Origin of the sequence: Salmonella sp. SAL03688 (genome assembly GCF_046551895.1) — a bacterium.
Lineage (GTDB): Bacteria > Pseudomonadota > Gammaproteobacteria > Enterobacterales > Enterobacteriaceae > Salmonella > Salmonella enterica.
In genome coordinates this window covers 100,266-112,922 of the sequence record NZ_JBGDVI010000013.1, presented here as the reverse complement: position 1 = coordinate 112,922, position 12,657 = coordinate 100,266, and the positions used below count along the sequence as shown (strand labels likewise).

9 protein-coding genes are annotated in these 12,657 nt (G+C 52.9%); 4 read left to right on the top strand and 5 right to left on the bottom strand.

Annotated elements, in window-relative coordinates; all coding sequences use genetic code 11:
* Positions 1-22 precede the first annotated feature (22 nt).
* The 3 genes from katG to ACLJR2_RS14745 all read right to left on the bottom strand — a co-directional run bounded on the left by katG (position 23) and on the right by ACLJR2_RS14745 (position 5,009).
* A complete protein-coding gene (katG, locus tag ACLJR2_RS14755; protein WP_000108103.1) occupies positions 23-2,203 on the bottom strand; it encodes a catalase/peroxidase HPI in 2,181 nt (726 codons plus the stop codon).
* A gap of 164 nt (positions 2,204-2,367) precedes the next feature.
* Positions 2,368-3,258 carry a methylenetetrahydrofolate reductase gene (metF, locus tag ACLJR2_RS14750; RefSeq protein ID WP_000007507.1) on the bottom strand — a complete coding sequence of 297 codons (891 nt, stop codon included), beginning with the start codon at positions 3,256-3,258 and terminating at the stop codon, positions 2,368-2,370.
* Positions 3,259-3,452: 194 nt separating this feature from the next.
* Entirely contained in the window at positions 3,453-5,009 is a 1,557-nt protein-coding gene (locus tag ACLJR2_RS14745; protein WP_000865253.1) for a bifunctional metallophosphatase/5'-nucleotidase, read from the bottom strand.
* 135 nt (positions 5,010-5,144) lie between these two features.
* Here ACLJR2_RS14745 and ACLJR2_RS14740 point away from each other — a divergent pair, with 135 nt between their 5' ends.
* The 3 genes from ACLJR2_RS14740 (at position 5,145) to mscS (ending at position 8,362) form a co-directional block, all read left to right on the top strand.
* The gene (locus ACLJR2_RS14740) at positions 5,145-6,269 is read left to right on the top strand and encodes a hypothetical protein (RefSeq protein ID WP_001134802.1); all 1,125 of its coding nucleotides are present in this window, start codon (positions 5,145-5,147) and stop codon (positions 6,267-6,269) included.
* Positions 6,270-6,503: 234 nt separating this feature from the next.
* Positions 6,504-7,502 carry a hypothetical protein gene (locus ACLJR2_RS14735; RefSeq protein ID WP_000406812.1) on the top strand — a complete coding sequence of 333 codons (999 nt, stop codon included), beginning with the start codon at positions 6,504-6,506 and terminating at the stop codon, positions 7,500-7,502.
* Between the two features lie 2 nt (positions 7,503-7,504).
* Positions 7,505-8,362, top strand: a complete 858-nt coding sequence (mscS, locus tag ACLJR2_RS14730; protein WP_000398255.1) for a small-conductance mechanosensitive channel MscS — start codon at positions 7,505-7,507, stop codon at positions 8,360-8,362.
* 115 nt (positions 8,363-8,477) lie between these two features.
* Here the strand turns inward: mscS and ACLJR2_RS14725 are convergent, their stop codons facing one another.
* Both ACLJR2_RS14725 and metB read right to left on the bottom strand, forming a co-directional pair.
* Positions 8,478-10,910, bottom strand: a complete 2,433-nt coding sequence (locus ACLJR2_RS14725) for a bifunctional aspartate kinase/homoserine dehydrogenase II (RefSeq protein WP_000110805.1) — start codon at positions 10,908-10,910, stop codon at positions 8,478-8,480.
* Positions 10,911-10,912: 2 nt separating this feature from the next.
* Positions 10,913-12,073 carry a cystathionine gamma-synthase gene (gene metB, locus ACLJR2_RS14720; RefSeq protein WP_000197197.1) on the bottom strand — a complete coding sequence of 387 codons (1,161 nt, stop codon included), beginning with the start codon at positions 12,071-12,073 and terminating at the stop codon, positions 10,913-10,915.
* A gap of 264 nt (positions 12,074-12,337) precedes the next feature.
* On the opposite strand from metB, the gene metJ reads away from it, so the two are divergent.
* The gene (gene metJ / locus ACLJR2_RS14715) at positions 12,338-12,655 is read left to right on the top strand and encodes a met regulon transcriptional regulator MetJ (protein ID WP_000852811.1); all 318 of its coding nucleotides are present in this window, start codon (positions 12,338-12,340) and stop codon (positions 12,653-12,655) included.
* Positions 12,656-12,657 lie beyond the last annotated feature (2 nt).

The window sequence follows — 12,657 nt, the reverse complement described above, 5'->3', positions numbered from 1 at the left end:
GCTGACGAATTAACCTATCAGATTATTGCAGATCGAAACGGTCCAGGTTCATCACTTTCACCCATGCCGCGACGAAGTCCTTCACAAACTTCTCGTGCGCATCGCTACACGCGTAAACTTCCGCCAGCGCGCGCAGTACGGAGTTGGAACCAAACACCAGATCGGCGCGGGTCGCCGTGTATTTCACCTCGCCAGTCAGACGATCCCGGCCTTCGAACAGCTCATTAGCGTCGTCGGTGGGCTTCCACTCGTAACGCATATCCAGCAGATTAGCGAAGAAGTCTGTGCTGAGCACGCCCGGTCTGTCGGTAAAGACACCGTTCTGGCTGCCGTCAAAGTTGGTTCCCAGCACACGCATCCCGCCAACCAGTACCGTCATTTCCGGCGCGGTCAACGTTAACTGCTGCGCTTTATCAATCAACAGCGATTCGGTCGTCGACACATCCAGACGCGCACGATAGTTACGGAATCCATCGGCAATCGGTTCAAGCAGCGAGAACATCTCGATGTCGGTCTGATCCTGACGCGCATCCACCCGGCCCGGCGCAAAAGGTACGCTGATGCTGACACCCGCAGCAGCGGCCGCCTGCTCGATACCGACCACGCCCGCCAGCACAATAATATCGGCCAGCGAAGCTTTATTCGTCGTTTTCTGGATCTCTTCTAATACCGGCAGAACACGAGCCGCAACGGCGTTGACATCCCAGTCGCGCTGAGGCGCTAATGCCAGACGCGCGCCGTTAGCGCCGCCACGCTTATCGCCGCCGCGGAAAGTAGACGCGGATGCCCAGGCAACCGAAACCATCTCGCTAATAGAAAGCCCGGATGCAGCGATCGCCGCTTTCAGGTTGATAATGTCTTCCTGCGTTGGCTGGTAGAGCGGTTGCGGCAACGGGTCCTGCCAGATCAGATCTTCTTTCGGCACTTCCGGTCCGATGTAACGCGCTTTTGGTCCCATATCTCTGTGCGTCAGTTTGAACCAGGCACGAGCAAAGGCTTCATTAAAGGCCTGCGGATCGTTAAGGAAACGACGGGAAATCTTCTCGAACTCCGGATCAAAACGCAGCGTCAGGTCGGTGACCAGCATGGTTGGCTTACGTTTTTTCGACGGATCGAACGGGTCCGGGATGATGTCCGGCGCGTCTACCGCTTCAAACTGGATAGCGCCAGCCGGACTACGGGTTTGTACCCACTCATATTTGAACAGGTTCTCGAAGAAATAGTTGCTCCACTGGGTCGGCGTCTGCGTCCAGACCACTTCCAGCCCGGAGGTGATAGCATCCGCGCCAACGCCGCTACCATAGCTGCTGGCCCAACCTAAGCCCTGCGCTTCAATCGGCGCGGCTTCCGGATCGGCCCCTACATGGGATGCCGCTGCCGCGCCGTGGGTTTTACCGAGGGTATGCCCGCCAGCGATCAACGCCACGGTCTCTTCGTCGTTCATCCCCATATTGCCAAAGGTAGCGCGAATGGCGGCGGCGGCAGAAAGTGGTTCGCCGCTGTGATCCGGCCCTTCCGGGTTAACGTAGATAAGGCCCATCTCGGTCGCGCCCAGCGGCGCTTTTGCCAGCGCTTCAGGGTGTCGGTGAGTCAACCAGGCTTTTTCATCGCCCCAGTTCACATCCAGATCCGGTTCCCAGACATCTTCACGCCCGGCGCCAAAACCGAAGGTACGGAAGCCGGAGTTTTCCAGCGCCACGTTACCCGCCAGAATAAACAGGTCGGCCCAGGAAATTTTCTGGCCATATTTCTGCTTAATCGGCCACAACAAACGACGCGCCTTATCCAGGCTGACGTTATCCGGCCAGGAGTTAAGCGGCGCAAAACGCTGTTGACCACGACCCGCGCCGCCACGACCATCAATAGAACGGTAGGTGCCAGCGCCATGCCAGGCCATACGAATAAACAAACCGACATAGCTGCCCCAGTCGGCGGGCCACCACGGTTGTGAATCGGTCAGCAGCGCCTTGAGATCCCCTTTCAGGGCGGAGTAGTCTAACTTGCTAAACTCTTTGCGGTAGTCAAAGTCTTCACCCAGCGGGTTAGAACGGTTGGAATGTTGATTCAAAAGATCCACGCGAAGCTGGTTCGGCCACCAGTCGCGGCTGGCAGTCCCTGCGCCTGCGCTTCGGTCATGCCCCCCCTGATGGAAAGGACATTTTCCAGTGGATAACGTGTTATGGGTATCGTCGGTCGTGCTCATATCTCAGCTCCCTTTTAAAGTGTTACCGTTACGATATACACCAGGAGCAAATAGATATAGTTGAATTAATCCACAGATTCGATAGCTAATACCTTTTATATTTTTAGTTACAGAGATGTAGATCAATATGAGGTGTAATAAAGCTCCCGGCAGGGAGCTGGAGGTTATAAACCCGGTCTTACGCCCAACGTGTGGCAAATGGCATAACTCATTTCCGCACGATTCAACGTGTAGAAGTGGAAATCCTTCACTCCTTCGCGACTTAAAATTTTCACCATGTCCATCGCAATGTTAGCGCCCACCAGCTTGCGGGTTTCTGCGTCATCATCCAGACCCTCAAACATCAGTGACATCCAGGACGGAATGCGGACATTGGTCATATCGGCAAATTTTTTCGCCTGTTTAAAGTTAGACACCGGTAAAATGCCGGGAATAATTTCTACGTCGATACCGGCGGAAACACAGCGGTCGCGAAAACGCAGGTAGCTTTCCACATCGAAGAAAAATTGGGTTATCGCGCGGTTAGCGCCAGCATCCACTTTACGCTTCAGATTAAGCAGATCGGCCTGCGCGCTTTTCGCTTCCGGATGTACCTCCGGATAGGCCGCTACTGAAATATCGAAATCGGCCACCTCTTTGAGCAAACCAACCAGATCGGCGGCGTACATCTCCGGCTTACCGCTGCCCGGCGGCAAATCGCCGCGCAAAGCGACAATGTGGCGGATACCGTTATTCCAGTAGTCGCGGGCGATGGTGCGCAGTTCATCGCGGGTGGCGTCAATACAGGTAAGGTGCGGCGCGGCCTCAAGCCCAGTACGCTCTTTAATGCCTTTAATAACGCTATGAGTGCGGTCGCGTTCCCCGGAGTTGGCGCCATACGTTACCGAAACAAACTTCGGTTTCAGACTGCTCAGGCGATCGATGGAGTTCCACAGGGTTTGCTCCATTTCACTGGTGCGCGGCGGGAAAAATTCAAACGAAACGTTAATCTGACCCTGTACTTCCGCCAGGCTCTGATTCAGGGCTTCCCGCTGGTTGGCGTGAAAAAAGCTCATACCTTACCTCATCAATCGCATGTTATTATTTGTTGTGTTGTAAACATCTATCCGTTTAGACGTCCAGATGTAAAAATGACGGAAAAGCGGAAGGACGTCAACTGAAAAATCACGCCAAAGAATGAGGAATATTCAGCAAAGATGAATTTTCTTCATGTCACGCCGCGGCACTGAACGCGCCGCGGCAGGGGAAATTACTTCTTCACATCCGCAACGCGCATTCCTTTGAGCTGCTCATCCGTGATGGTGTTGCCCGCCTTAAAGTAATCAACTATCGCATTCGACACATAGTAGCCGCCGGAGGTATTCCGCGCCTGGCCTTCCGTGAATGCCGCAAAACCATCGCCGCCGTCGGCAAGGAAGCTGTTGGTAGCGATGTGATAAACCGTAGCATCGTCAATCGGCTTGCCATTGAGTGTCAGCACGGTAACCCGTTGGCCGACAGGTTTGCTGCTGTCATACTTCATCTCCAGCCCTTTAGACACCTGCAATACGCCGTTGCTTAATCCAGCGCCATGCTCCATCAGGCTGCGCAATTGTTTACCGGTTAAATCCATCGTGACCAGTTCATTAGGGAACGGGAAGGTACTGATTACCGCCCCCATCGTCACCGCGCCAGCCGGGATTTCGTTGCGGATACCGCCAGAGTTAGTAAGCGCTAACTGGGTGTCGTTCCCCGCCGTAAAAAGCAGCGCATCCGCCGCCAGATTCCCCAGCGACGACGATTCGCCATACGCGCGGGTCAGCTCAACCGGCGATTGCGCCACCGTCTGCTGCACGACTTTATCGAGCTTTTTATTCCAGCCGTCGATCACCTGTTTCGTTTGCGGATCGGGCTTCCACTCATCAGCAAAAATGGTCTTCAGCTCGAAGTTCTTCACCGTAAAGTGGTGTGGTTTCTCTTTGTAATCCAGCACCAGTTTACCGACATCAATGCCGCCGCTGTCCGTTGAGAGGATCAGCGTATTACCGACTTTAATCGGTTCCGGCGTACCGACATGCGCGTGGCCGGTAATCAAAATATCCAGCCCTTTTACCTGACTTGCGGTCTGAATATCTTTATCCAGCGCGCGTCGCACATCGGTATTCCCCATGCTGGACTGGCGGGCCGGGGTGCCTTCGTGGATCAGCGCCACGGTCAGATCGACTTTACCTTTAAGTTCATCAATGTAACGTTGCAGCCACTTAATCTCATCGCGTGCCTCAATGCCCACGCGCGTCGCGGCAGAAACCGTATCATTAAAAGCAAAGACACCGTGTAAGCCGATTACGCCAATCTTGACGCCATCTTTTTCAACAATGGTGTACGGCTTATCCCAGAAGGATTTACTGCTGTCCTCATAAAAAATATTGCCCTGTACGATAGGGAATTTCGCCCGGCTCAGTTGCAACAATGTATTGTCCCAGCCATGATCGAACTCATGATTACCGATAGTGGCAGCGTCATACTGCATGGTATTCAAAATATCGATAATCGCTTTACCCTTCGTCAGGCTGCTGATATACGGTCCGGTAAAGTAATCTCCGGCATCAAAAAACCACGTCGCCTTATTTTTGGCTTTTTCCTGCTTCACCAGCGTAGTGATATTGGCCCAACCGCCAATATCGCGTTTACCGTCAGCAATCCACGGCACTTTATAAGGCTCCACATGAGCGTGTAGATCGTTGGTGTAAATAATGGTGACATCTTTGGCGCAGGCCCAGAACGGCAGCGTGAACAAAATACCGGCAGCAAGCAGTTTTACTTTCATAAATAAGTCCCTTTCAGTCATATAAAGATTCGCTACGTTACGTTCTGAAAGGTTTTTTTATGTGAGAGTCCTCACACCCGCGTACCGTTTTATGAAGGCAGAATCAACGACCTGCCAAAATCGTTGGTAAAATATATGCCGCCTCTGTTCACCATTAATGCCTGCAAAAGCGCTGGTTGTCGCAATCTTGGGCTGCCTGACTCGCCGGATTATGTGTGGCCGGACTATCGCCTGGGTTATCCGGCATTGCATTGTCGAGCCTGCGGCAGTTATCCGCCGCTCTTCAACGAGGGGGAATTTCGCCGCTGGGCGTCTGCTTATATCGCGCAATATGCCAAAGAGCATGGTCACTTTTGTCCCGACTGCTATCAAAAAACATGGATTCGCTATGGACGTAATCCCGGCGGAACGCAGCGACTTCAGTGCCAGTACTGTAAGAAAGTCTGGACGCCAAAAAAGCACGCGCTGAATGTCGCCGAAACGCCGGAACAGATTTGCAGTATTCCGCTGCTCGTACCGTTTCAGGGAGCGAATGCCTTCCAACAATTGTACTTTTTATTCAGTTTTGACGCTGTTCGCGGCAATGTTCTTCACCTTTCCAGCAATTTCACGTTACTTTCTGCCGGAAAGAGTTTGCATTACCACTGGAAAGGAATTGCGCCGCCCGAGGGTGAGGATGGCGATATTATTCACCGTATCGCCATTAAAGAACGGCAATTTTTACAGCGCAGTCAGTTCGATGAGATTCAGTATGGCCCGGCGGCGCTTAAACGGAACGCGCAAGGGACAATACTTCGCCCGGTCATTACGGCGCATGGTCATTTTCGGGTGCTGAAAAACCGCTTTCCTGATGTCACGACACACATCATTGCCCATGAGTGTTTTTTGCGCGGCGCGGTCATTACGGCATGGGCGGAGCGGTTTCGCCAGCGTCTCTCCTCGCTGTGGTTCGTTGAGGAAGAGATAAACGATGACGATTGCCGCGCAGAGTGGCAACTGTTAGGCAAAACATGGCAGGGATGGTGGCAAAATCAGTGGCAACTCTGGGGGCAAGGTCACAACCGCAAAATGGTCTGTTCGTTAACCGGTTCCCACTTAGAACAAGGTGTCGCCGTTAATCTGGCGGCCAGTCGCCGCTTTGTTACCTGGCTATGGCAACAACCTGAATTCCAGCAAAGCGCCCACTATTCCGCCAAACGCGTCACGCAAATTCTGTATTTGCTGACGGAAAAATATAACTCACAATGGAATCACATTTAACCCAATGATGTAATGCCACGCATAAAAAATCACAGATTATCATTCAGAAGGCGCTACAGATTTAATCACCTCACATCCTGCTTTTATACGCTGAAAAAGAATAGAACCATTTGATAAAATGGCCCTTCGTTTTAAGTTAAAATCGGCTATAAACGTTATTCACATAATCAATATTTATTATCAATTTAAATAGTTCTATACATTCTTATTTTCTATGGAAAACAAGGGATAAATATGGAAATTACTTTACCGTCAATGTCAGATAAAAAATGGACCTGTGCCGATCTCCTGAGTAGCTATCGATTCTGGGGGATCACTTTTTTCTTTTTGGTGCTCTCTTTTATCGGTTCGCTGGGATCGTCGTATGGTGTTTATTTTTGGAGTAAATCTCTGTCTATTCCAGCCGATCGTATTGGCGCCATTCTCGTTGGCGGCCAACTGGGATACCTCCTGGGTATGGTTGCCAGCTGGTTTGTCTGCCGTATAAAAAATTGTTACCCCTTCTACTTTGTTGCGCTCCTGTTAATCATTGGCGTGGTCTGTTCCTTCTGCATAAATGGCCCGTCTGACGTAGTCAGGCTTATCATAGCGCAGTTTTTAATTAATCTGGGTGTGGGGATCATAACGCTGTTAGTCCCCATGCTGCTTTTCAGCGCTATCGGCAGTGCTCAGACATTTGTTATTTTATTTAGCCTCTGCTTACTGTTCAAATTTATCATCGCTGGCTATCTGTCTATATTTATATACTCAATTCCTTATATAGGAATAATCGTAATTACTTTAGCGGTTATCGCGCTTTTACTACTATTACCGCTCAAAAAAGAACTTTTCTATATTGCACCGCCCAAAAGGTTCTCATCAACCCAGCGACCTGAGTGCGCAGAACCCCTTGTCGTCGCATTATTGGCCTTTTTCATTCCATTTTATATTATTTATTGGTTCTTCAGAATTCACCGGGAAATGCAATTTGTGGCGCCTTCGCCCCGACTCATGACCGCATGTGGCGCGGGATGGCTGTCAGCCATTATGCCGTTTGGCACAGCCATATTGTGTCTGACGCTTAGCGACGAAATCCGCGCTCTGCTGGCGAATAAAAACGAAGATGGCGGAATACGAACCGGCTGGACACTATTCTGGGCGTTACTGCTGCCACCCGTCGGCGCGGCGATTATCCAGGCAAAAATGAACCGTTTTATTACCGCTAATACCGCGGATACTGCTGACAGAGGATAAACATGGAAGGTTTTGAGTTATTTCCAAAAATTAAAGGCGCGATCAAATGGATGGCCGAGCACAGTGACTCGGTAATTCATTTTGGCTGGAATGTTGTTGCCGCCATCATTCTACTTTTCATCGGTAAGTTAATAGCTCGCTTACTATCGAGGGGGCTGGAAAAATTACTTCTCAGGCGGCAAGTGGATGCCACTATTGTCCACTTTTTCTCCGCGCTGGTTCGCTACATCACGATAGCTTTCACGACAGTAGCCGCTCTTGGCCGTGTCGGTATAGAAACCTCCTCAATTATTGCCGTTATCGGCGCGGCGGGTTTAGCCATTGGCCTGGCGTTGCAAGGGTCACTTTCCAACTTTGCCGCAGGCGTACTGCTTGTCTCCCTGCGCCCTTTCCGCGCCGGGGAAATTGTACAAATTGGCCTGGTTATCGGCACAGTAGAAAAGGTCCATATTTTCTCCACCACTCTGCTCACTGCGGATAGCAAAGAAGTTGTCATCCCGAATGGTAAAATTATTGCTGATAATATTATCAACTATTCACGACACCCCTATCGACGTATTGATCTGATTATTGGCGTGGATTACCAAAGCCGTATTGCTGACGTAAAAAGCGTGATACATCGTATTATTGAACAAGATCATCGCATTGATAAAACCCGCGATATTACGGTCCGCCTGGGCGAACTTGCGCCCTCTAGCCTGAATTTCTATGTTCGCGTATGGGTGCCCAACGCTCAGTACTGGAGTACTTACTACGATCTTCTGGAAAATATCAAGGAAGCAATGGATGAAAACGGCATCAATATTCCTTACCCCCGGATGGATGTCCGGGTTGAGAATGTAAAAAGCATCACGCCATAATGTTTCGTCAGCAATCGGATAGCGCTTCGTATATCAGTATCTACAGAATGACTGCATAACGTATTGATGAGGGAGCGAAGCGCAACCCGGCGCTTCGCTCACGAACTTGCCTTTATTACAGCAACTGCGCCAGGCGGTTGATATCCGACTGAATCGCCCCGGCGGTCACATCGCGACCCGCGCCCGGCCCACGGATCACCAGCGGGTTATCGCGATACCAGCGGCTTTCAATAGCAAAGACATTATCGCACGGCAGCAGCGCCGCCAGCGGATGTTCCGGACGCACCGCTTCAACGCCGACGCGCGCTTTGCCATTGGCGTCGAAACGCGCCACGTAACGCAACACCAGCCCCAGTTCGCGGGCTGCCTCCAGACGCTGCACCATCTGTTCATTCAGCGCGTCGCCGTTTTCGAAAAAGTGATCGATAGACCCTTCTTCACAATGCGCCGGCACCAACGATTCTACACGCACCTGATCCGGCTCGATGTCGTATCCCGCCTCGCGCGCCAGAATCACCAGCTTACGCATGACATCTTTTCCGGAAAGATCGACGCGCGGATCGGGTTCCGTCAGCCCCTGCTGCCAGGCCTGATCCACCAGATCAGTAAACGGCACCGTGCCGTCAAATTGCAGGAACAGCCAGGATAGCGTCCCGGAGAAGATCCCGCTGATCGAGAGAATCGTATCGCCGCTGTCAATCAGATCCCGCACCGTGTGGTTGATCGGCAACCCCGCGCCCACGGTGGCGTTATACAGCCAGTAACGCCCGGTTTTTTCAAACGCGTCATGAATCTGGCGATACTTATCGCTGGCGCTTGCGCCCGCCAGTTTATTGGCGCTAATCACATGAAAACCGTGGCTGGCGAAATCAAGGTACTGATCGGCCAGTTGCTCGCTTGCTGTCACATCCAGCACCACTAAATCATCATACGGATGCGCACGCATCCACAGGAATAGCGACTCTTCGTCCTGCTCAACGGCTTCATCATCAAAGAATGCCAGCGCGCGGCTGGCGTCCAGCCCTTCATAATTCAACAGGCTACGGCGGCTATCCACCACGCCCGCCAGCACAAATTCAAAACCAGTACGCGCGGAAAGCGTGCTTTGTTCACGGGCAAATAGTTCCAGCCAACGGGAGCCGATGTTCCCCTTACCGAACAGCATCAGGCCAATGCGTTTTTCGGCGCGGAAAACAGACTGGTGCAGCCCCTGAATCAGGCTCTCAGTCGGGCCGGTACGCAGCACCGCCACCAGACTGATGCCCTCCTCCGACTGCCAGGTAAACTCCACTGGCTGACCTTTCAACTGCTGCCAGAAGCGATGGCAGTGTAGCGGATTGCGAGTGACGCCCGCACCGACCATCGCCACCAGCGCCAGCCCCTGCCGCAGGCGCAATTCGCCCGGCAGCCCGACATCGTCGAGGAGTTTCAGTACGCTATCCGCTACCTCGGCGGTATAGCAGAACTGTAATAACTGGCGATCGCGATGCACGCCCACCGCCAGCGGACGCGCCTGCGCCCGTTTTAAAATGTGGTCGAGCTCTTTATGCGCCAGCCTGAAATCCTGGCTGGCAGGCACCTGAAACTCAATCAGACAGATATCATCGTGACTGGTCACGATACGCGCGCCCGTCCCGGAAGCCAGCACTCGTTCAATTCGGGTTGACCCTTGATCCGGCGTGTAGCTACAGCGCAACTGCAAATCGATATCGCTGCCGGACACTGGCTGTAGCGTGCGGGCGTGCAGAACAGGCGCCGCCAGACGCGCCAGCTCGCTGGCTTCGTCCAGACGCAGCAACGGCAGCAGGCAGGCATCTTTCACTTTGCGCGGGTCGGCGCTATAAACGCCCGCGACATCGCTCCAGATGGTCACGCGGGAAACGCCCGCCAGCGCGCCGATTTGCGTGGCGGAATAGTCGGAACCGTTCCGGCCTAACAGGACTGTTTCGCCGTCATGATTGCGGCTGATAAAGCCGGTCACGACCAGACGTTTGCCCGGATGCTGCGCCAGTAGCTGCTGCAATAAAGGATAAGATAGCCCTTCATCAACCTGCGGCTGTGCGGCGCGTTCGGCGCGTAAAAATGCGCGCGCGTCCAGCCAGGCGGCATCCAGCCCCTGCTGATTCAGGACGGCGGACATCAATCTCGCCGACCAAATTTCGCCGTGTCCGACGATCTCAGCATAGACGGCATCCGTTACGCCGCCGTCGAGCAAGGCGGCAAGACGTTCCAGATCGCTAATAAAAGCGCTGGTTAAATCATCTGCCGCGTCGGCGGGAAGCAGCCCGCTAATCAGATCGCACTGGTAGCGGCGTAACGTCTGTAATACCTGATGCGCAGAAAGGCGATCGGTCTGGCTTAACTTGAGCCAGCTAATCAACTGGTTGGTGGTACTGCCTGCGGCGGACACTACCATCATATCGTCAGGCTGCGAATACTCCGCCATAATGCCTGCGACACGCAGGTAACACTTCACATCCGCCAGACTACTGCCGCCAAATTTATGCAGTTGACGACCTTTCGCCCCTGCCTGCGCAATCACACTCATGTTTACCCCTTGTTTGCAGCCCGGAAGCCATTTTCCAGGTCGGCAATTAAATCTTCGCTATCTTCAATACCGGTGGAGATACGCAGTAGCGTTTCGGAGATCCCGGCGGCGGCACGCGCCTGCGGCGACATACCGGCATGCGTCATGGTGGCGGCGTGAGAGATCAAACTTTCCACTCCCCCTAAAGATTCCGCCAGCGTAAACAGCGACAGCCCGCCCAGAAAACGACGCAGCGTCTCCTCATCCCCATCCAGTTCAAAACTCAACATTGCGCCAAAGCCTTTTTGCTGGCGCGCGGCAATTTCATGCCCCTGATTTTCCGGCAGCGACGGGTGATACAGTTTTTTCACCAACGGCTGGGTTTGCAGATATTTCACAATCGCCTGCGCGTTGCGCTGCGCCAGCTCCATACGCGGCACCAGAGTTCGCAAACCGCGCAGCAGCAGATAGCTATCAAACGCCCCGCCAGTGACGCCAATATTATTCGCCCACCACGCCAGTTCAGTGACCATTTCCGGATCTTTAGCAATCACCACGCCGGCCACGACATCCGAATGACCGTTGAGATATTTCGTGCATGAATGCAACACCAGATCGGCACCCAACGCCAGCGGATTTTGCAGCGCCGGGCTTAAAAACGTGTTATCAACGACGCTCACTGCGCCCGCCTCGCGCGCCAGCCGACAGATTTTCGCAATATCCACCACGCGTAACAATGGATTACTTGGACTTTCTACCAGTACCAGCTTCGGTTTTTCTTCCAGCGCCGCCTGTAAGGCGCGTTCATCGCCCTGATCGACAAACCGCACACGATAACAGCCGCGTGTCGCCAGACTGTCAAACAGACGATAACTGCCGCCGTAGCAATCATGCGGCGCGACCAGCAGATCGCCCGGCTTGAGGAAAACGGTGGCGACCAGATGAATCGCCGACATGCCGGTATTCGTCAATACCGCGCCCGCGCCGCCTTCCAGTTCCGCTAATGCGCGCTGAACCACATCACGCGTGGGATTACCGCGGCGGGAATAATCATGCGCGCGCGGCTCATTGAAACCGGTAAAGTTATAGGTGCTGGAGAGATGGATTGGCGGCACAACGCAGCCGTATTGCTCGTCGTCGTTTAATCCGCTACGCACTGCGATAGTGGCCTGTTTACGCGTCATATGAAGATATTCCTGGCTGAGTCGGTGAAAGTCAGACCACAGATTAACCACTACCACAATAGACGTCAATACATCTGGACATCTAAACTTCTTTGCGTATAGATTGAGCAAACCGCAAATAGCCGTTAAAATTATATGCATTAGCGCACATCTGCGACCGCTAACTTCGTGTCAGGGCCGCGCCACTACGGTAAACTACGCGCGATTATGGTCCGGGCTCAGGTTCAGACCTCAATATTAATGACGAAGAGGATTAAGTATCTCATGGCTGAATGGAGCGGCGAATATATCAGCCCATACGCTGAGCACGGTAAGAAGAGTGAGCAAGTCAAAAAAATTACGGTTTCCATTCCTCTGAAGGTGTTAAAAATCCTCACCGATGAACGTACGCGTCGTCAGGTGAACAACCTGCGCCACGCCACCAACAGCGAGCTGTTGTGTGAAGCATTTCTGCACGCCTTTACCGGGCAACCCTTGCCGGATGATGCCGATCTGCGAAAAGAGCGCAGCGATGAAATCCCGGAAGCGGCAAAAGAGATCATGCGTGAGATGGGGATTGACCCGGAAACGTGGGAATACTGATA

What these genes read in the sequence shown, in the direction of transcription:
- ACLJR2_RS14740 (WP_001134802.1), top strand. Translation starts at nt 5,145, where the DNA reads ATGCCGCCTCTGTTCACCATTAATGCCTGCAAAAGCGCTGGTTGTCGC.
- ACLJR2_RS14735 (WP_000406812.1), top strand. Translation starts at nt 6,504, where the DNA reads ATGGAAATTACTTTACCGTCAATGTCAGATAAAAAATGGACCTGTGCC.
- katG (WP_000108103.1), bottom strand. Translation starts at nt 2,203, where the DNA reads ATGAGCACGACCGACGATACCCATAACACGTTATCCACTGGAAAATGT.
- mscS (WP_000398255.1), top strand. Translation starts at nt 7,505, where the DNA reads ATGGAAGGTTTTGAGTTATTTCCAAAAATTAAAGGCGCGATCAAATGG.
- ACLJR2_RS14745 (WP_000865253.1), bottom strand. Translation starts at nt 5,009, where the DNA reads ATGAAAGTAAAACTGCTTGCTGCCGGTATTTTGTTCACGCTGCCGTTC.
- metF (WP_000007507.1), bottom strand. Translation starts at nt 3,258, where the DNA reads ATGAGCTTTTTTCACGCCAACCAGCGGGAAGCCCTGAATCAGAGCCTG.
- ACLJR2_RS14725 (WP_000110805.1), bottom strand. Translation starts at nt 10,910, where the DNA reads ATGAGTGTGATTGCGCAGGCAGGGGCGAAAGGTCGTCAACTGCATAAA.
- metJ (WP_000852811.1), top strand. Translation starts at nt 12,338, where the DNA reads ATGGCTGAATGGAGCGGCGAATATATCAGCCCATACGCTGAGCACGGT.
- metB (WP_000197197.1), bottom strand. Translation starts at nt 12,073, where the DNA reads ATGACGCGTAAACAGGCCACTATCGCAGTGCGTAGCGGATTAAACGAC.